The organism is Bergeyella anatis, from assembly GCF_036016955.1.
Lineage (GTDB): Bacteria > Bacteroidota > Bacteroidia > Flavobacteriales > Weeksellaceae > JAYWXI01.
Window position 1 is genome coordinate 33,693 of the sequence record NZ_JAYWXI010000014.1, and the last position, 19,592, is coordinate 53,284.

The following is a 19,592-nucleotide window of genomic DNA, read 5'->3' on the forward strand; positions in this document are numbered from 1 at the left end:
CCCTATCTTTCAAAATTTTATTCGAACATTCTCGAAAACAAGCCCGCTCTTTCATTGATTCAAAAGGTGGGCTTGTTTGCTATTCCCTTAATCCGCACAACCAAATTAAAAAAAATCACCCAACTAAAAAAAATCAACTCAAAACGCTTTCATTAAATAGAAAAGTTAAAAAAATTAATACAAAATCTATTTTTAAGTAATAATTTTAACTTTTAATTCCTTTGATTTTTATTTTATACACAAACTCCATAATATTGCAAAAATAAAAATCAAAAATCATGTGCGGAATCGTATGCCTGTTTGAGGCCAAACAAAATACCGAAGCTCTAAGACCCCAAATACTGGAAATGTCAAAAAAAATCCGCCACCGAGGTCCGGATTGGAGCGGCGTTTATCAACACGAAAAAGTGTTGTTCTCTCACGAAAGACTGGCCATCGTCGATCCCTCTTCAGGGAAGCAGCCTTTATTTTCAGAAGATCAAACCCTCGTTTTAGCAGTCAATGGCGAGATTTACAACCATCGGGAACTGCGAAGCGAATTTCCCGATTACCCTTTCCAAACCGAGTCGGACTGCGAAGTTCTCCTGCCACTCTACCGCAAATACGGAAAAGGATTGGTGGAGAAGCTCAACGGCATATTTGCTTTTGCCATTTACGACACCCTAAACGACACCTACCTCATTGCACGGGACCACATGGGAGTATGCCCTCTGTATCACGGAAGGGACAAACAAGGAAACTATTACGTCGCTTCCGAGCTTAAAGCATTGGAAGGCGTCTGTAACACGATTGAATCCTTCCTTCCCGGACACTTAGTGTATTCCAGCGACGGACCTCAACTCCAAAAATGGTATCAAAGAGAGTGGGAAGACTATGCCAACGTCAAAGACCTCAATACCGACTTCAAAGCTCTTCGTAAAGGGTTGGAAGAAGCCGTTCATCGCCAGCTAATGAGCGATGTTCCTTACGGAGTTTTACTCTCTGGCGGGTTAGATTCGTCCATCATCGCCGCTATCGCCGCCAAATTTGCCCGACAAAGAATCGAAAGCAACGACACGCAGGAAGCCTGGTATCCCCGATTGCACAGTTTTGCCGTAGGTTTGAAAGGGTCCCCCGATTTAGCCGCCGCCCAAAAAGCCGCAGAGCACATCGGATCCGTCCATCATGAAATTCATTTTACCATTCAGGAAGGGCTGGATGCCCTTAGAGACGTAATCTACCATCTGGAAACCTATGACGTAACCACCGTACGGGCTTCCACTCCGATGTATCTCATGGCTCGCGTCATCAAATCGATGGGAATCAAAATGGTGCTTTCAGGCGAAGGTTCCGATGAACTTTTCGGAGGTTACCTCTATTTCCACAAAGCCCCGAATGCCAAAGAATTCCACGACGAAACCGTAAGGAAATTAGGCAAACTCCATTTATACGACTGCCTGCGCGCCAACAAAGCCCTGATGGCTTGGGGAATCGAAGGAAGAGTTCCTTTTTTAGACAAAGACTTCATGGAAGTAGCCATGAGCATCAACCCCAAAGACAAAATGGTGGACCGCACCAAAGGAAAAATCGAAAAATGGGTGTTGCGTAAAGCTTTTGAAGACCTCCTGCCCGAAACCATTGCATGGCGACAGAAAGAGCAATTCAGCGACGGCGTGGGTTACACCTGGATTGATACCTTAAAAGCCATTGCCGAAAAAGAAGTTTCCGACGAAATGATGGCCAACGCCCGGTTCCGTTTCCCGGTGAACACGCCTCAAAATAAAGAAGAATACCGCTACAGAAGCCTCTTTGAGGAACTCTTCCCAAGCGAGGCCGCCGCCGCTACCGTCCCTTCGGTTCCTTCGGTTGCCTGCTCCACCCCCGTGGCTTTAGAATGGGACGAAGCCTTCAAAAAAATGAACGACCCCAGCGGTAGAGCCGTAACCAACGTCCACGAAGAAGCCTATCATACCAACGGTTAAAATTTTCAACACTAAAAACATAGTCCTGCCCAACTCCAAAAGGCAGGATTTTGCATTAAATCCACCTAAGTTCGGAAACAAATCTCCCTTACTAAACTTAAAAAAACTATTTTTGCAAAAACATCATCATCATTATGGCAAAAGTAAAAATCGGCACAGTGCAAATGAGTTGTGTGAAAGATAAACAGAAAAACCTAAACAAAGCAATTGAAAAAATAAAAGAAGCGGCGAAAAAAGGAGCCCAAATCGTATGCCTCCAAGAACTTTTCACCTCGCTTTATTTCTGCGACGTGGAAGACTACGACAATTTCGATTTAGCCGAACCCATCCCCGGCCCCTCCACCGAAGCCCTGAGCCAAGTCGCTCGCGAATTGGGCGTGGTCATCATCGCCTCCCTGTTCGAAAAAAGAGCGGAAGGCCTTTACCACAATACCTCGGCCGTCATTGATGCCGACGGAACCTACCTCGGAAAATACCGCAAAATGCATATCCCGGACGACCCCGCCTTCTACGAAAAATTTTATTTCACACCAGGAGATTTGGGGTACAAAATATTCCCTACCAAATTCGGAAAAGTCGGCGTACTGATCTGTTGGGACCAATGGTATCCGGAAGCCTCCAGAATCACCGCATTGAAAGGGGCCGACATTCTTTTTTACCCTACCGCCATCGGCTGGGCCACCGATCAAGACGAAGAAACCAATAAAGACCAATACAATGCTTGGCAAACCATTCAACGTTCCCATGCCGTCGCTAATGGACTTCCCGTCGTTTCGGTCAACCGTGTGGGATACGAACAAGACGGCGCCATGAAGTTCTGGGGCGGGAGTTTCGTAGCCAATGCGCAAGGAAAGCTGCTCTATCTCGCTTCCCACGACCAAGAGGAAGTAGAGGTAACTGAAGTAGATCTTTCACAAACCGATTATTTCAGAAAGCATTGGCCCTTCCTCAGAGACCGAAGAATAGACTCCTACCAACCCATCACCAAACGTTTCTTGGACGAGGATTAACCCTACTTCTCACCCCAAAATAAAACCTGTAAAATGCAAACCTTAAAACACCCCCTTCCAGACTCTCCCACCCCGAAAGAAAAAGGTTACTTTTTCCCTCCCGAATGGGCTCCACACGAAGCCACATGGCTCAGTTGGCCGCATAAAGAAGAATCTTGGCCCGGAAAAATCGATTTGATATATCCCCGGTACGCCGAATTCATCAAAGTTCTTTCCGAAGACGAATTCGTACGCATTAACGTGGCCGACGAAGCCATGAAAACGTTTGCCTTGGAATACCTCATCCAAGCCGGCGCAAGATTGGAAAACATCGAATTCTACTTTCATCCCACCAACGACGCTTGGTGCAGGGATCACGGCCCCGCCTTCCTCATCAACCCTGACAACGAAGAAAATCCAAAAGTCATCGTCGATTGGAATTTCAACGCCTGGGGCGGAAAATACCCTCCCTACGATTTAGACGACGACATTCCCACCAAAGTCGGACAGGCTCTAAATTTGTCCGTTTTCTATCCCGGAATCATCATGGAAGGAGGCTCCGTGGAATTTAACGGAAAAGGCACCATCCTAACGTCCAAATCCTGCCTGCTCAACAAAAACCGAAACCCTCATCTCTCACAAGAGGAAATCGAACATTATCTAAAACATTACTACGGCGCCGAGCAAATCCTATGGGTGGAAGACGGCATCGTTGGCGATGATACCGACGGACACATCGATGATACCGTAAGGTTCGTAAACGAAGATACCGTCCTGACCGTGGTGGAAGATAACCCCGAAGACGAAAACTACGAAATTCTGCAACACAACCTGAGCCAATTAAAAGCCATGCGCCTGCCCGACGGACGACCGCTAAACATCATCGAGCTTCCCATGCCCGATCCTGTGGTATGGGAAGACCAGCGTCTACCGGCATCCTACGCCAACTTTTATATTGCCAACCGGTCGGTCATCGTCCCAACCTACCGCTGCAGCAAAGACGCCATAGCTCTGGAGTTGATTCAACAATGCTTCCCAACCCGCAAAGTGGTAGGCATCGACTCCACCGACATCATTTGGGGATTAGGTAGCTTCCATTGTCTGAGCCAACAGGAACCAGCCGTCTAAAGAAAAAAAGATTTCCGCCTCTTCAAATTTGTAAATTACAAAATTTTTAGTACCTTTGCCCCACAATAGAAAGGTGCTCGAGTGGTTGAAGAGGCTACCCTGGAAAGGTAGTATACGGGTAACCGTATCGAGGGTTCGAATCCCTTCCTTTCTGCATAAGGTAAGATATTTCAAATAGTATCTTACCTTTTTTGTTTTGTGTATTTTAAGAGCTTTTTCAACCCGACAAAAGCAGGGTAAAATAGAATGAAATAGATAGTTTTCATACTATTTTTTCCTCTCTACTCTCTCTCATCCGCTTTAGCCAACTATCGCCTTGCGATTTCACTTAGTTCTTTACAATAAACAGATCTTCATTCTCGCATTCAGTAGAAACTTCGCCTACGCGTAAATCCAGTTATTCTTTACAAAATCGACCACCAATTTTTCGATACGTTTTCTACCCTCTTTGTCTTTCATTTCAGGTGAAATGGTCTAAAAAAACACCTCTTTGATTCTCTCCGCTTTTTCATTCATTTTTTTTACTTTTGTATCCATACAACAAGAAATTTTATTGAATCTATACGATATAACAGTCTAAAAATTACCCCTCCAACCGCCACAGGAGTTCACGGAATCTACAAAAAACGTTAGAAACCACACTTCAAACAATAAAAAGTTATCTAACCAATAAGCAAGAAAACATAAAAATTGAAAACTTACCACAGAGAGAATAAAACTAAAACAGTACAGCAGTAATACGGAAGTGACATTGGTTGCAAACAAGGCAAAAGGGTAAAAATAAACGCTGAATAGAGTAGAAACTTTTTATAAAAATAAGATTATGGACTCCTACAAAACAGCCTCTAGAAAAATAAAAATTATTAACCAAAATAAACTTTAATTTATGAAAACAAAACTATTTTTATTAACGTTGTTTATTGTCCCTTTATTAGGATTTTCACAGAAAAAAATTGAAACACTAACACTATCTAATGGTAGAACAATCACATTATACAACGACTATACTTGGAAATATGAAACAATAAGTAAAAAAACATACGGTTTTTCATCTTCTGTCACAAAGTCAAACAGCAGCAGGACAAATACAAGTTATAGCAGCATTAAATCCCCATCTGTAAAAACAAAAAACAAGAAACAAAAAACCTATAAACGTTCTTCATCTTATTCTTCATCTTCGTACTCTGGATATTGTGGTGCTCCTACTAAAAAGGGAGGCCCTTGTTCAAGGAGAGTTGCCGGAGGAGGTAGATGTTGGCAACATTAATTCTTTCCTCTTTCTGTAAACCGATAATGAGAAAATTTCAAATTAAAAAAGATAAACAACTAACAAACAATACATTAACATTATCTTATTTTAGCACCTTAAAAGATTATATACGCACGAGGGTTCGAATCCCTTCCTTTCTGCAAAAAAGTCCACGGAAAAATCCGCGGACTTTTTTATCTCTTCTTAGTCTCTGATCCTTCAAAAATCTCCATCTCCAAGTAAGCCCCCCCCAGCTTCACGCGTGAGGACGAAGGGCATTGTCGGAGCTCCTCAACAAAAGGCGAAGGGAAAATTCCCTTCGCCTTTTGTTGAAAGCGACTGCCCGAAGGCCGACCCCGCAGAAGCCAAAGCCCAGGCACGGGGGCACGCCCCCAAAAAAATAATCGCCTATTAACGACTCCGACGCAAAATCTTCTTCGTCGTAATCTCCTGATCCAAAAGCGGAGCCGACTCCACCACCACATTGTGAGGCGAAACCCCCCAAGCCTTGAAATCGTCACTACCAATATATTTCACAAAATTATACGCATTGAGAATAATTTTTTCCTTCACCGTCAAAAGCGTGTCATTAATATAAGTATTATCAATAATCACATACTTGAGGTCCGGTGGAATCTGATGCATCCTCAACGAAGGATGAGAACTCCGGCTGGGAATAACTTCCTCCGCCATCAAATCCTTCAGCACCTGATCAAAATAGTCGTTAATCCGACGATCCACCTTGAAGCCCAAATGAAAATTAACCCTGAAAATTGTCCCAGGCATAATCTCATCCACCTCATACTCAAACGTATAAGGATCCTCCTGATTAATAATATTAAGGATAAAATAATGATCCGCACGCTTCGGCTGTTTACGGATGATCGAATAAATAATTTTCGCCTCAATCTCATCCTCCCGCTTCGCCCGACTAAGAAAAGCCAAATTGGTCGCATACTTCGGAATCGTATCGTCCAACTTCATATCCTTAATCACCGGCACATATTTTTCCAATTTCACAAACTTAATGAAAGCCGTCTTAATCTTACGACCGTTGTACCAAGCATACATCGACAAACCAATAAAACCACCCAAAACCACCGTAATCCAGCCGCCTTCAAAAAACTTAATGATGTTTGCCCCGAAAAAACCTAACTCTATCGTACCATAAACCCCAATAAACAAAAAGACCAATAAACGATTCACCCGACGCTTCAAAAGCCAGAAAAACAAAAGCAAAGTCGTCATAAACATCGTTACCGTAATCGATAACCCATACGCCGCCTCCATCTTCCCCGATTCTCGGAAATAAAGCACCACCAAAATACAAAACAACATCAATCCCCAGTTAATCCTAGGAATATACATCTGCCCCTTCACCCCGGAAGGGTAATCAATCTTTTGATTCGGCCAAAAGTTGAGCGACATCGCTTCCGAAAAAATAGTAAAAGAACCCGTAATAAGAGCCTGAGAAGCAATAATAGCCGCCATCGTCGCCATAATAATCCCCGGAATAAGCATCCACTCCGGCATAATGCCAAAAAACGGATTAATCCCCTGAGTATGCACCCGCTCATAATTATCCAAAATCCAAGTCCCCTGCCCCAAATAATTAAGCACCAACATCACCTTCACAAACCCCCAGCTAAAGCGGATATTCTTCGCCCCACAATGCCCCAAATCCGAATAAAGCGCCTCCGCTCCCGTCGTACAGAGAAAGACCGCTCCCATAATGACAATGGCACTCGGCGAATTCACCATCAGTTTATAGGCATAATAAGGATTGAAAGATTTGAGAACCGCATAGTTATCCGAAAGATGAAACATCCCCACACCCCCAAGCATCAAAAACCAAAGCACCATCACAGGGCCGAAAAACTTCCCAATAAAACTCGTCCCAAACTGCTGCATGGTAAAAATAAGGATGATAATAGCTATCGTAATAGGAACCACCGGCGTATGAGGGTTATAAATCTCCAACCCCTCGATCGCCGACATCACCGTAAGCGACGGAGTAATCACCCCATCCGCAATCAAAGCCGACGCCCCAATTATCGCAATGAGGTAAAGCCAACCTTTTTTAAGGTTCTTCACCAAAGAGAACAAAGCCAAAATCCCGCCCTCGCCACGGTTATCCGCCCGAAGCGCAACAATCACATACTTCAGGGTGGTCTGAAGCGTCAACGTCCAAATAATACACGACAAAGCCCCCTCCACATACTCGTCAAAAGGAAGAACCGTCCCCGCTTCCCTCGCATTAACAATCGCTTTCATCACATAAAGCGGCGAAGTCCCAATATCCCCGAATACAATCCCCAGTGATACCAATACCCCCAATGCCGAGAGCTTTTTCAAATCAAATAAATGCCCTCTTGTGTCGTGTCCCATACGCTAAAAATAATTTTGACAAAGGTAACGGGAATATCAAAGCCCGCATATTACTTTTTATAAATAAAAAAACCCTCTTTCGAGAGTTTTTATCTATTTTATTTCAAGGCTTACGCCTTTACATACATCGCTTTTTTCAGCTCCTCTTTCACTTTTTCCAATTTAGGGAACCACTCCGCAAACAAAGCCGAAGAGTAAGGTGCCGGCGCATCCGGAGTCGTAATCCGCTTAATCGGAGCATCCAAATAATCAAACGCTTTCTGCTGAACCATATAAGCAATCTCCGAAGCCACCGATCCAAAAGGCCAAGCCTCTTCCAACACCACCAAACGGTTGGTCTTCTTAACCGAAGCCAAAACCGTATCGTAATCCAACGGACGAACCGTTCTAAGATCAATCACCTCCACAGAAATCCCCTCCTTCGCCAAATCTTCCGCCGCCTGAAGCGCCAATTTCATAATCTTACCGAACGAAACCAACGTAACATCGGTCCCTTCACGCTTGATGTCCGCCTTACCGATCGGGATGTAATATTCCTGCTCCGGAATCTCCATCTTATCGCCATACATCTGTTCGGATTCCATGAAAATAACCGGATCATTATCCTGAATTGCCGTCTTCAAAAGCCCTTTTGCATCGTATGGGTTAGATGGAACCACCACTTTCAGCCCCGGGCAGTTGGCATACCAACTCTCGAAAGCCTGCGAATGCGTCGCCCCCAACTGACCGGCAGAAGCCGTAGGCCCTCGGAAAACAATAGGACAATTCCACTGACCACCGCTCATCTGACGAATTTTAGCCGCATTGTTAATAATTTGGTCGATTCCCACCAAAGAAAAGTTAAACGTCATAAACTCCACGATCGGACGATTGCCATTCATCGCTGCCCCCACGGAAATCCCCGCAAAACCCAACTCCGCAATCGGCGTATCGATAACCCTCTTCGGACCAAATTCTGCCAACATGCCCTTAGAGGCCTTGTACGCACCATTGTATTCCGCTACCTCTTCGCCCATCAGATAGATAGACTCGTCCTTGCGCATTTCTTCACTCATTGCCTGCGCAATCACCTCACGAAAAGTATATTCTGCCATTCTTTTATAATTTTTGATGCACAAAATTACGCATTTTAATTTTATTATAACGCAACTAATCCGCGCAATAATTCCAACATCCCGAACCAAAAAATAAAAAAGCAGCCTTACAAAAGCTGCTTTTCCCATCAATTATTTCATCTTAGCCCTACGATCTAATTCACCTTATGCCAAGTCTGCGACCTTCCGATTAACGAAAAGCCCACGTAACCGCGAACATTAAGCTTCGTTCCGTCTTTGGTAATTGTACACTTGTACGTCTTGCCCGTTTTAGGATCCGTAATCGTACCTCCCGTAAATTCAGCCTCTTTCTTGGACAGCCCGCGAATAATCTCAAGCCCCACAAGCGGTTTGTTTTTGCGGTCATCCGTACATTTCACGCAATTATTATTCTCCGGCTTCTGCATCAACTGCACAATTTTACCGTAATAACGACCGTCCGATTTTTTGAAAATCTCCACCACCGACTTAGCCTGTCCCGTTTCGTCGTCAATAGTTTTCCATTTCCCCTCAATCTGAGCCTGGGAAAGCGTGGCAAAAAAAACCGCCACAAATGATAATAAGATTTTTTTCATTTTTCTCGTTCTTAAAAACAATTATACTTTACGCTTTATTTTTTGCTAAAAGTAAACAAAAAAATTAAACAAACTACATCCTTCGCTCATTTTTTATTTATTTTCGACACTTGCCCCTTCCCTATCCGATTAAACAAAGTTTTCCATCAGTAAAGTTTCCGGCGAATCACCCTATGCATATAATCCTGATACCAAGCTTTACAAAGTTTTTTGCCCCGCTCAATCTCTGCCCCTTGCGCATGACCCAACAAGTTGTTTTCCAAACCTAAATCCGATTTCAAGTACACTCCGGTCACCTCACGCCCATCAAAACGGTAAATGTAAGACCCGATGATGAATTGCTCCTGAACCCCATCCGAGTTAACAATAATCCCCGAATCCGTATCGTCAGCAACCAGACTCCTCCCCCAGCTTCTTATCGGTTGGTTATACCCAATTAAATCCGCCAAAGTAGGATAAATATCCGCCTGTTGGGCCATCGTCTCCCGCACGCCTTGCAAATGAAAACGAGGATTAGGCGAATAAAGCAGAAGAGGAAGCGCAAAACGGTTCATGGCTTTTTCATATTCGGGATAAAACACCTGATTGGTATGGTCCCCCGTAATGACAAAAATCGTATTGTGAAACCAAGGTTGCTTTTTTGCCGTTTCAAAATAGTTACGAAGAGCATAATCCGTATACTGTATCGGCTCATGCATCTCAATTGTTCCCTTCTTAAATTTCCCCTTATATTTTTCAGGAATCTTAAAAGGATGATGAGACGAAGCCGTAAACACCGTAGCCATAAACGGACGCCCGGCCTCTTGCCCAACATTTTTGGCAAAATACTGCAGAAAAGGCTCGTCCCAAATCGCCCACATTCCATCAAAATCCGCATCGTTACCATACTCCGTCATCCCATAATACCGATTAAAACCCAAAATATTCGCAAACCCCTGAAACCCCATCGATCCATTAGGCGCCCCATGATAAAACGAAGTAGAATACCCTAAATCGTTGCACACCGAAACAATGGACTGTATCTTCTGATTGGAATAAGGCGAACTCGTAAACGCATCCTTTAAGCTCGGAATTCCCGCCAAAACACTACTCATCCCATGAATGGACTGCCTTCCGTTAGCATACATGTTCGTGAAAATAAGGCTCTCCCCCGCCAAACTATCTATAAAAGGCGTGTAAGAAACATAATCCGCTAACCCTTTCCCCCGATTAAACGCCCCCGAATACTCCCTACCGAAACTCTCCACGATAAAGATTACGATATTCGGCCGAGGAGAAGGAACTTCCCGCTCATAATGCTTATACGGCTTAACGTACCGCTTAATAAAGTCCTCATCTACAAAATGAACCTCTTGAAAATTATTGGTATCAATCGTTCTAAAAAACGAAAAAGTGCTGTTTAAAACCAAGTTCGCCTGAACCGGATTTTCCGTATGACGATTGGCATCCACCAAGTTGATCGGACGAGTGCTATGCTTAAAATCCCCTCGAATACCGCCTACCACCAAAGCTGCCGTCACACAAAGAGTAACAATGGACCAAGCCAAATAAGGCCCAAGTTTCGCAGGACGATCAGCCTCTATCTTCACCCGCTTGTAAAGCCACACCCATCCCCATAAAAGCCCTCCGAAAAGGAGAGGAAGTTCAAAGTGTTCCAGCAAAGAAACCCCAAAAACCCGCCAAAGGTTGGTTTCATTCGCTACCACATCCAGCACCGCGGACGTCAGACGAGATTGACTAAAGCGGTAGTAGATAAAATCCCCAAAATTCATCGCATAAGCAATCCCGTTGGTTACAAAATAGAGCCAAAACAACATCCGCTGATACCCCTTGGACGTATTGACCGTAAGCGGCAACAAACTAAGCAGTATGAAAAGAGCATTAACGTAAAGAATAGCCGTAGTATCGAAAGCCGTTCCATAATACGCCAGTTTAAGGTACTCTCCCAGTCCTTTAACCCCAAGAAATTCTTTGTTATAAAGAAAAAAAAGGAGCCTCGCCACTTGATAAAACCCATAGGCTAAAAGAATTCTGTAAACAAGAACTCCAACCTCGCGAAATCGAAAATGCTTCATAAAGTCTATTGATCGTCTAAAAAATGGAGACAAAGGTAAAAAAACAGAAGCATTGCATCCGAATCCGTTAAAAAAAACACAAAACCAAACACCGCGGTCGTAAAGTTAGTTTTTAGTACTTTTGCGGCGGAATAAGCTTCCGAATCAACCGTAAAAACATCACAATTAAAACTATTTTCCACTTTTTAACCCTTGTAGAACAACCATGACCTTCCTAAAAAATAACCTGGCCAATCTTCTCACACTGGGAAACCTCTTTTCCGGAAGTATTGGCGTTATTCATCTTATTCAGGGGGATTATCGCACTACGGCATTCTGTATCGTGCTTTCCCTCCTATTGGACTTCTTGGACGGTTTCGTCGCCAGAGCCCTAAAAGCCAATTCCAATTTGGGCGTCCAGTTGGATTCGCTTGCCGATATGGTGAGCTTCGGGCTGCTTCCCGGAGTAACCCTGTATCAGCTTCTCGCCCCTTTCGGCAATGAGTTTCTCGGTGCGTCGCTGTCATTCCGCCTGCAATATTTAGGTCTCTTGGTTACCGCTTTTTCCTGCCTGCGTCTGGCCATTTTTAACTTGGACGAAGACCAAAAATACTATTTCAAAGGTCTAAACACCCCCAGCAATACCATCCTTATCTTCGGGTTATACTATTTCCTGATGGAAAACGCTTTGGACTGGCACACCGAAGCTTACCGTTACGCCCTCGTTCTACTCACTATCGTCAGTGCTTGGCTGCTGGTTTCCCCAATAAGGATGATTTCCATGAAATTCAAATCCAAAGCCCTGAAGGATAACCTCTCAAAAATCGCTTTGGTCTTGGGCGGACTCCTAATTCTGGCGTTATTCAGCCTCGCCGGAATTCCGCTCGTCATCGTCTATTACATCTTAATTTCGCTGGTATTTCGCCACGAACTTCGCTAAATAAATCAACTTTTTCAGACTAAAAAATCATGAATCTAAAGCTTCATAAGCCGCTGTGCATCTTCGATTTGGAAACCACGGGAACCGCCATCGGCAAAGACCGCATCGTCGAAATCTGTATCCTAAAAGTTAATCCGGACGGCTCCAGAGAAAGCAAAACCTGGCGCGTAAATCCCGAAATGCACATCCCTGCTTTCGCCACCGAAATCCACGGCATTTCCAACGAAGACGTAAAAGATTCGCCCACCTTCAAAACCATCGCGCCCAAAGTCATCGAAATGATTTCCGGATGCGATTTGGGCGGCTACAACTCCAACAAGTTCGACGTTCCGCTTTTGGCAGAAGAACTCCTACGGGTGGGACAAGACTTCGACCTGAGCAAAACCAAACTCGTGGACGCCCAGGTCGTTTTTTTCAAAAAAGAACCCCGCACCCTAAGCGCTGCCTACCAGTTCTACTGCAACAAAAATCTTGATAATGCCCACTCGGCCGAAGCCGACGTGCAAGCCACCTTCGAAGTGCTCGATGCCCAAGTGGCCAAATACGAAGACGTCCCCAACGACATTGCCGGTCTGAGCGAATTCACCTATCAAAACCGATTTGCCGATTTGGCCGGATTCATCGGCTACGACCAGCAACAGCAGGAAATCTTCATGTTCGGAAAATACAAAGGCCAACGCGTAAAAGAAGTCTTCCAAAAAGATTTAGGCTATTACGGATGGATTCAAAACGCAGATTTCCCTCTCTACACGAAAAAAATCTTAACCGCCATCCAACTCCGAAGCCGTTTTTAACCTCAACCCCCTTTCGCCATGAAAATCATTTGCATCGGCAGAAACTACGCTGCCCACGCCGAAGAATTAGGAAACGAAATTCCCGAAAAACCGGTTTTGTTCATTAAACCCGATACCGCCCTCCTGAAAGGGCAAGACTTCTATCTCCCCGAATTTTCCGAGGAAATCCATTACGAGTTAGAAGTCGTACTGAAAATTGCCAAAGGAGGAAAATACATCCAAAAAGAAAATGCCCACAAGCACTACGAAAGCATTGCCTTAGGGATTGACTTTACTGCCCGCGACCTTCAATCCCAATTGAAAGCCAAAGGACTCCCCTGGGAATTAGCCAAAGGATTCGACGGCTCCGCCGTAGTCTCTCCGTTCTTCCCCAAAGAACGTTTCGATTTGGAAAACCTGAACTTTTCCCTTCAAAAAAACAAAACAACCGTCCAGCAAGGAAACACCGCCCTGATGCTGCACCACCCCGATGAAATCATCGCTTTCGCCTCCCAATATTTCACTCTGAGAGTCGGAGACCTTATCTTTACGGGAACCCCGCAGGGCGTAGGCAAAGTCGAAGAAAACGACCGCCTGGAAGCCTATTTGGAGCAAGAAAAAGTAATGGACCTCCGCATCCTATAAAAAAACTTCCCAATGATTGGGAAGTTTTTATTTTACACCTAAAGCGCGCCAAACGCCTAAGCTTCCGCCGCCGGATTAAAAACCCGCTGCCCCAATTCTTGATCGAAAAGGTACAACGCTGAATTATTATCTTTCACCATGCGGATCTTGGACACCAACAAAGACGCCGAAGATTCTTCCTCCACTTGTTCATTCACAAACCACTGCAAAAACGACGTTGTGGCAAAATCCCCCTCTTCATTCGCAGCTTTTACAATGTTAAAAATGCTTTGCGTCACCAGTTTCTCATGCTCCAACGCCTGCTGAAAAACCTCCTCTTCGCCCGCAAACTCATGCGGAGGCTGAGGAATTGCTCCAATGACGATATCGCCACCAACATCCGATAAATAATCGAACATCTTATCCGCATGCATCAATTCCTCCTTACTCTGAATGCGAAAATAATTGGCAATCCCCTCCAAATCCTTGGCACTAAACCAAGCCGACATGGAAAGATAAAGCTGAGAAGCATACTGTTCCTTGGAAATCTGCTCATTAATAAGATGAGCAATCTTTTTACTAATCATAATTTCTGTATTTCGAAAGGTAAAATTAAACTTTTTTCGTCATTAAAAAAAAGGAGCAGACCAAAGCCCGCTCCAACTAACCATAAAAAAATAAAACTATGAATTAAAAAACTTCGGTTCAAAATCCTTTTATCTTCTACCGCCATGGCCCCCGCGTTTCTTCCCGTCCTTTTTTGAATGGCGAGCCTCCCAGCGGGTATATTGCTCCGGTGTTAAAATCCGTCGAATTTCCTGATCCATCTGCTGCCGGACTTGTTTATTCCGGGCTCGTTCTTCCTCCCTATGGCTTCGGTACTTTTCATGAGCCGCCTCAAACTGCGCCACCTGAGCCGGAGTAAGATTCAATTCTTTTTTCATCTCCTCCAAATGCCGCTTGGCGTCCGTAGCGTTTCTTTCTTTTCTACTCCCTTCAACCTTACCTGAAGTTGGCATCTCTTGCGCCGTTGCCCATGCCCCGAAAGACAAAAAAGCCAACATGAAAACTATTTTTTTCATTTCTTTTTGTTTTTTAGTGTTTAACTTAATTTCCGTCCTTTGGATAGCCGATAACCCAAGGAGTTAAAACCTAAAACCTCATAAAGTTTTGTTAAAGAAATAAAAAACGAGACCTGTAACCAGATCCCGTAATAAATGTTCTCACAACGGAATAATCCTTATTGTGAATTGCTTTCAGCGACAAATTTAGATATAAATATCATAATGACAAAATATTTATTAAATTTATACACGAAAATAAAGATTATTATTGTTTAAAAATCAATATACTAAAAATGAAAACCATACTTGGATTAGACTTAGGAACCAACTCTATCGGTTGGGCGTTGGTTAGAGAAGCACAAGAAGAGGGTGAGAAATCTGAAATTATTAAGTTAGGTGTTCGTGTAAATCCTCTAACGGTAGATGAAAAAACAAATTTTGAAGCAGGGAGACCCTTATCCACCAATGCCGATAGAACAGCTAAAAGAAGTGCAAGAAGAAATTTACAACGCTATAAACTCAGAAGAAAAAATTTAATAGACTTGTTGATTAAAAATCAGTTGATTGATAAAGATACACCACTAACCGAAATTGGTAAAAATACCACCCATCAAACATTAGAGTTAAGAGCCAAGGCAGCGAGAGAACGAATAGAATTAGAAGATTTAGCCCGTGTATTTTTAGCGATTAACAAAAAGAGAGGCTACAGAAGCAGTAGAAAAGTAAATAATGAAGAAGAAGGACAAGCGGTTGATGGTATGGCAGTAGCTAAAAAGTTGTATGACGAAAACTTAACGCCAGGGCAGTACGCCTATGAATTGCTATCAAAAGGTAAAAAATATGTGCCTGATTTCTATCGTTCGGATTTACAAGCGGAGTTTAATGCTATTTGGGAATATCAAAAGCAGTTTTACACCGATATATTAGATGATGAATTATATAATGCCTTAAAAGGACAAGGGCAACAAAATAGCCGAAAAAGATTTCTTGCCATTAAAGGGGTTTATACTGCCGAAAATAAAGGGAAAAGAGATGAAGTAAAGCTACAACATTACAAATGGCGTTCCGAAGCTATTTCAAAAAAAATAAATATAGAAGAAGTAGCGTATGCATTAGTAGAAATTAATAACGACCTCAATAAATCCAGTGGGTATTTAGGGGCGATTTCAGATAGAAGCAAGGAATTGTATTTTAATAAAGAAACCGTAGGCGAAAACCTTTGGAAACAAATACAGAAAAATCCGCATACTTCACTAAAGAACCAAGTTTTCTATCGTCAAGATTATTTAGATGAATTTGAGCAAATTTGGGAAACACAAGCTCAATTTCACCCACAATTAACACTTGCCTTAAAGGAGCAAATTCGTGATGTGGTTATTTTTTATCAACGAAAATTAAAATCTCAAAAAGGTTTATTGAGTTTCTGCCAGTTTGAAAGTTGGGAAATAGAACGAAAAGACGAAAATGGCAATGTTATTCTCAATAAATCCACCCAACTACCCAAAAGGCAGACGGTAGGTAGGCGTGTTGCTCCTAAATCTTCTCCGCTATTTCAAGAATTTAAAATATGGCAGAATATCAATAATTTAGAGGTGACAAAAATTAGTGAGGGAGTTTCAAAGAATAAAAAGGAAACAGAGACTTTAAGTGATGATGAGCGAAAATTATTATTTGAAGAATTAAATCTAAGAGGAAATCTCTCACAAAAAGAGGTGTTACAAATTTTAGGTTTAAAAGATAAAGAATACAAAACAAATTTTCCGGAAGGTTTGGAAGGCAACCGAACCAATGCTGCTTTATTCAATGTTTACCAAGCCATTGCAGAAAATGAGGGCTATGGTGATTGGACTAAAAAATCAGCTCAAGAGATTAAGGAAGAATTAAAAGCCGTGTTTTCACAAATCGGTATTCAGACGGATATTTTAGATTTTAATGCAGAGTTAGACGGAAAAGAATTTGAAAATCAAGCCTCTTATCAATTGTGGCATTTGTTGTATTCTGCCGAGGAAGATGATAAAATCAACGAAGAAGACCAAATCATTTACGGGAACTCTGCAGTCAGTTTAAAAAAGAAACTTTGTGAAAAATTTGGCTTTACTCCCGAATATGCTAAATGGATGGCGAATGTGTCCTTGCAAGATGATTACGGGAATTTATCAACCAAAGCGATGCGTAAAATCATTCCGTATCTTATAGACGGAAATGATTATTCAGAAGCCTGTGCATTAGCAGGATATAATCATTCTAATAGTTTGACTAAAGAAGAAAATGATAATAGAGAATTGTTGGATAAATTAGAGTTATTGTCTAAAAATAGTTTACGCAATCCTGTGGTGGAAAAAATACTTAACCAAATGGTTAATGTAGTTAATCAAGTGATTGAAACCTATGGCAAACCCGATGAAGTGCGTATTGAATTAGCCAGAGAACTGAAAAAAAGTGCAGAGGAACGAGCTGAAATGACCAAAGGCATCAACGAAGCCACACGAAGAAATGAAGATATTAAAAAACTCATTACTAAAGATTTTGGTATTCCTAATCCTACTAAAAGCGATGTGGTTCGTTATCGTTTATGGGAAGAGTTAGCACCTTTAGCCTATAAAGATGTTTTTACTGGTAAACAAATTAAAAAGGAAGATTTATTTTCATCAAAAATAGATATAGAACACATTATTCCGAAGGCATTATTATTTGATGATTCTTTCTCTAATAAAACTTTAGCTTTTAGGGAAACCAATCTTAAAAAAGCAGACCGAACGGCTTATGATTTTATAGAAAGTGATTATAATGCAACACTTGACGATTATATCCAACGGGTAGAAACGCTTTATAATAACGCCAAAGGAACTATTTCCAAAGGTAAAAGAAATAAACTCTTGATGGCTCAAAAAAATCTGCCTGATGGTTTTATTGAAAGAGATTTGCGTAATAGCCAATACATTGCTAAAAAAGCAAAGGCGATGTTATATCAAGTGTTTAAGGATGTGAATGTTACCTCTGGAAGTATTACCGATAGACTGCGAGAAGATTGGGATTTAATCAATGTGATGAAAGAATTGAATTTTCCTAAATATAAGGCTTTAGGACTGACAGAGATAGAGGAGCGTTATGATATTGGGCAAGAAAAAACAAAAAAAGTAGAAGTCATTACCGATTGGACAAAACGAAACGACCATAGACACCACGCAATGGATGCACTAACGGTGGCTTTCACAACAAGTAGTCATATTCAATATTTAAACTACCTTAATGCAAGAAAAAATGAATCTCACAAAGAACATAAAAACATTAAAGGGATTGAGAATAAGATAACGCATAAGCAAAAGGATAAACGAAAATTTATTCCACCAATGCCTAACTTTAGAGAGGAAGCCAAAAAGCATATAGAAACCATTTTGGTTTCGATTAAAAATAAAAATAAGGTTTACACCAAAAACATCAATAAAACCAAGAAAGAGTCAGGTTATCATACCAAAGAACAACTAACGCCACGAGGACAATTGCATAAAGAAACAGTTTATGGGAAGTCCAAAAGACCGATGAGTAAGCCTACTAAAATCAATAAAAATTTTAGTTTAGAACAGGCTCAACTTATTATCAATGTACAGGAAAAAGAATTGGTGCTTCGTCATTTAGCTCAATTTGACAATAATCCAGCGGTTGCTTTTGATACAAAAACACTCAAAAAAATGCCATTACTTAAAAATGGTGAACCTTTGAAAGAAGTGTTGTGTTTTGAGGAAATTTTTACGATTAGAAAAGACATTACTCCTGATTTAAAGATTGAAAAGGTGGTGGATGAAAAAATAAAAGCTATTTTAGAGCAACGCAAAAAAGATTTTGGAGGTAATACCAAAGAAGCCTTTTCAGATTTGGATAAAAATCCGATATGGCTCAACAAGGAAAAAGGAATTTGCATCAAGCGAGTAACCATTACAGGAGTAAGTAACGCCGAAGCTCTACACCATCAAAAAGACCATTTAGGCAGGGAAATTTTGGACGATAACGGAAACCCTATACCTACGGATTTTGTAAGCACAGGGAATAATCATCATTTGGCGGTATATCTTGATTCAGAAGGTAAGTTACAAGACAATATAGTTTCTTTTTATGAGGCGGTAGCGAGAGCGAGTCAAGACTTACCCGTTATTGATAAAAGATTTAATGAAGATTTAGGATGGAAGTTTTTGTTTTCCTTAAAACAAAATGAAATGTTCGTTTTTCCTAATGATGATTTTGATATAGATAACATTGATTTATTAGATGACAATAATGCAGAATTAATTAGTAAACATTTATACAGAGTTCAAGCAATATCCAAGGTTCCAGTAGGTAATAGTTTCGCCAGAGATATTATTTTCAGACATCATATAGAAACAGCCGTTGAAAGAAAAAAAGAATTAAAAGACATTTCTTACATTCAATTAAAAAGTTTGGAAGGGTTAAGGAATATTAAAAAAGTTCGTATTAACCATATCGGCAAAATCGTTCAAGAGGGAGAATACTAAAAATAATGGATTATGCTCTACCGCTCCATCTACATTGGCAATCCTGCCTACCTGAAGTTGAAAGACCTGCAAATGAAAATCATTTGCCCTAAGACTAAAGTGGAAAAAGGCAGCGTCCCCGTAGAAGATTTAGGATGCTGAATTCAACTTGCAAATGCAACAGAATTCTGATTAATAATTTGTTTAAATTTTTCGTTTGGCGTGAGGTATCCAAGTCTTTTACGAGGTCGATTATTGAGTTTATT

At 41.7% G+C, this 19,592-nt stretch carries 14 protein-coding genes, 1 tRNA gene and 2 pseudogenes; 10 read left to right on the top strand and 7 right to left on the bottom strand.

The window, feature by feature from the left end:
• Positions 1–278 precede the first annotated feature (278 nt).
• The 5 genes from asnB to VQ048_RS10000 all read left to right on the top strand — a co-directional run bounded on the left by asnB (position 279) and on the right by VQ048_RS10000 (position 5,345).
• Positions 279–1,961 carry an asparagine synthase B gene (asnB, locus tag VQ048_RS09980; RefSeq protein WP_327611548.1) on the top strand — a complete coding sequence of 561 codons (1,683 nt, stop codon included), beginning with the start codon at positions 279–281 and terminating at the stop codon, positions 1,959–1,961.
• 134 nt (positions 1,962–2,095) lie between these two features.
• The gene (locus tag VQ048_RS09985; RefSeq protein WP_327611549.1) at positions 2,096–2,971 is read left to right on the top strand and encodes a carbon-nitrogen hydrolase; all 876 of its coding nucleotides are present in this window, start codon (positions 2,096–2,098) and stop codon (positions 2,969–2,971) included.
• Between the two features lie 33 nt (positions 2,972–3,004).
• Positions 3,005–4,078, top strand: coding sequence for an agmatine deiminase family protein (locus VQ048_RS09990; protein WP_327611550.1), 1,074 nt, complete (start codon positions 3,005–3,007; stop codon positions 4,076–4,078).
• Positions 4,079–4,145: 67 nt separating this feature from the next.
• Positions 4,146–4,232 (top strand) — tRNA-Ser (locus tag VQ048_RS09995).
• Positions 4,233–4,964: 732 nt separating this feature from the next.
• A complete protein-coding gene (locus VQ048_RS10000; RefSeq protein WP_327611551.1) occupies positions 4,965–5,345 on the top strand; it encodes a DUF3157 family protein in 381 nt (126 codons plus the stop codon).
• Positions 5,346–5,738: 393 nt separating this feature from the next.
• Here VQ048_RS10000 and VQ048_RS10005 read toward each other — a convergent pair whose 3' ends face one another.
• The 4 genes from VQ048_RS10005 to VQ048_RS10020 form a co-directional block, all read right to left on the bottom strand.
• Positions 5,739–7,715 (bottom strand): KUP/HAK/KT family potassium transporter, encoded by a 1,977-nt coding sequence (locus VQ048_RS10005; protein WP_327611552.1) that lies wholly within the window; start codon positions 7,713–7,715, stop codon positions 5,739–5,741.
• A gap of 110 nt (positions 7,716–7,825) precedes the next feature.
• Positions 7,826–8,809, bottom strand: coding sequence for a pyruvate dehydrogenase complex E1 component subunit beta (locus tag VQ048_RS10010; RefSeq protein ID WP_442872818.1), 984 nt, complete (start codon positions 8,807–8,809; stop codon positions 7,826–7,828).
• A 155-nt stretch (positions 8,810–8,964) separates the two neighbouring features.
• Positions 8,965–9,384 (bottom strand): DUF2147 domain-containing protein, encoded by a 420-nt coding sequence (locus VQ048_RS10015; RefSeq protein ID WP_327611554.1) that lies wholly within the window; start codon positions 9,382–9,384, stop codon positions 8,965–8,967.
• Positions 9,385–9,530: 146 nt separating this feature from the next.
• Positions 9,531–11,459: an LTA synthase family protein gene (locus VQ048_RS10020; protein ID WP_327611555.1), complete on the bottom strand. Its 1,929-nt coding sequence runs from the start codon at positions 11,457–11,459 to the stop codon at positions 9,531–9,533.
• A 205-nt stretch (positions 11,460–11,664) separates the two neighbouring features.
• Here VQ048_RS10020 and VQ048_RS10025 point away from each other — a divergent pair, with 205 nt between their 5' ends.
• The 3 genes from VQ048_RS10025 to VQ048_RS10035 are packed head-to-tail and all read left to right on the top strand — an operon-like array spanning position 11,665 to position 13,796.
• A complete protein-coding gene (locus VQ048_RS10025; RefSeq protein WP_327611556.1) occupies positions 11,665–12,378 on the top strand; it encodes a CDP-alcohol phosphatidyltransferase family protein in 714 nt (237 codons plus the stop codon).
• Positions 12,379–12,407: 29 nt separating this feature from the next.
• Complete coding sequence (locus VQ048_RS10030; protein ID WP_327611557.1) at positions 12,408–13,172, top strand: exonuclease domain-containing protein; 765 nt, start codon at positions 12,408–12,410, stop codon at positions 13,170–13,172.
• 18 nt (positions 13,173–13,190) lie between these two features.
• Complete coding sequence (locus tag VQ048_RS10035; RefSeq protein WP_327611558.1) at positions 13,191–13,796, top strand: fumarylacetoacetate hydrolase family protein; 606 nt, start codon at positions 13,191–13,193, stop codon at positions 13,794–13,796.
• Between the two features lie 56 nt (positions 13,797–13,852).
• Here the strand turns inward: VQ048_RS10035 and VQ048_RS10040 are convergent, their stop codons facing one another.
• Positions 13,853–14,362, bottom strand: coding sequence for a ferritin (locus VQ048_RS10040; RefSeq protein ID WP_327611559.1), 510 nt, complete (start codon positions 14,360–14,362; stop codon positions 13,853–13,855).
• A 129-nt stretch (positions 14,363–14,491) separates the two neighbouring features.
• Positions 14,492–14,857, bottom strand: a complete 366-nt coding sequence (locus tag VQ048_RS10045) for a hypothetical protein (RefSeq protein WP_327611560.1) — start codon at positions 14,855–14,857, stop codon at positions 14,492–14,494.
• Between the two features lie 275 nt (positions 14,858–15,132).
• On the opposite strand from VQ048_RS10045, the gene cas9 reads away from it, so the two are divergent.
• A complete protein-coding gene (gene cas9 / locus VQ048_RS10050; RefSeq protein WP_327611561.1) occupies positions 15,133–19,347 on the top strand; it encodes a type II CRISPR RNA-guided endonuclease Cas9 in 4,215 nt (1,404 codons plus the stop codon).
• 12 nt (positions 19,348–19,359) lie between these two features.
• Positions 19,360–19,482 (top strand): annotated as a pseudogene (locus tag VQ048_RS10055) (type II CRISPR-associated endonuclease Cas1); the annotation flags it as partial.
• Positions 19,483–19,490: 8 nt separating this feature from the next.
• Here VQ048_RS10055 and VQ048_RS10060 read toward each other — a convergent pair.
• Positions 19,491–19,592, bottom strand: a pseudogene (locus VQ048_RS10060) (IS30 family transposase); the annotation flags it as partial.

What these genes read in the sequence shown, in the direction of transcription:
- asnB (WP_327611548.1), top strand. Translation starts at nt 279, where the DNA reads ATGTGCGGAATCGTATGCCTGTTTGAGGCCAAACAAAATACCGAAGCT.
- VQ048_RS09985 (WP_327611549.1), top strand. Translation starts at nt 2,096, where the DNA reads ATGGCAAAAGTAAAAATCGGCACAGTGCAAATGAGTTGTGTGAAAGAT.
- VQ048_RS09990 (WP_327611550.1), top strand. Translation starts at nt 3,005, where the DNA reads ATGCAAACCTTAAAACACCCCCTTCCAGACTCTCCCACCCCGAAAGAA.
- VQ048_RS10000 (WP_327611551.1), top strand. Translation starts at nt 4,965, where the DNA reads ATGAAAACAAAACTATTTTTATTAACGTTGTTTATTGTCCCTTTATTA.
- VQ048_RS10005 (WP_327611552.1), bottom strand. Translation starts at nt 7,715, where the DNA reads ATGGGACACGACACAAGAGGGCATTTATTTGATTTGAAAAAGCTCTCG.
- VQ048_RS10010 (WP_442872818.1), bottom strand. Translation starts at nt 8,809, where the DNA reads ATGGCAGAATATACTTTTCGTGAGGTGATTGCGCAGGCAATGAGTGAA.
- VQ048_RS10015 (WP_327611554.1), bottom strand. Translation starts at nt 9,384, where the DNA reads ATGAAAAAAATCTTATTATCATTTGTGGCGGTTTTTTTTGCCACGCTT.
- VQ048_RS10020 (WP_327611555.1), bottom strand. Translation starts at nt 11,459, where the DNA reads ATGAAGCATTTTCGATTTCGCGAGGTTGGAGTTCTTGTTTACAGAATT.
- VQ048_RS10025 (WP_327611556.1), top strand. Translation starts at nt 11,665, where the DNA reads ATGACCTTCCTAAAAAATAACCTGGCCAATCTTCTCACACTGGGAAAC.
- VQ048_RS10030 (WP_327611557.1), top strand. Translation starts at nt 12,408, where the DNA reads ATGAATCTAAAGCTTCATAAGCCGCTGTGCATCTTCGATTTGGAAACC.
- VQ048_RS10035 (WP_327611558.1), top strand. Translation starts at nt 13,191, where the DNA reads ATGAAAATCATTTGCATCGGCAGAAACTACGCTGCCCACGCCGAAGAA.
- VQ048_RS10040 (WP_327611559.1), bottom strand. Translation starts at nt 14,362, where the DNA reads ATGATTAGTAAAAAGATTGCTCATCTTATTAATGAGCAGATTTCCAAG.
- VQ048_RS10045 (WP_327611560.1), bottom strand. Translation starts at nt 14,857, where the DNA reads ATGAAAAAAATAGTTTTCATGTTGGCTTTTTTGTCTTTCGGGGCATGG.
- cas9 (WP_327611561.1), top strand. Translation starts at nt 15,133, where the DNA reads ATGAAAACCATACTTGGATTAGACTTAGGAACCAACTCTATCGGTTGG.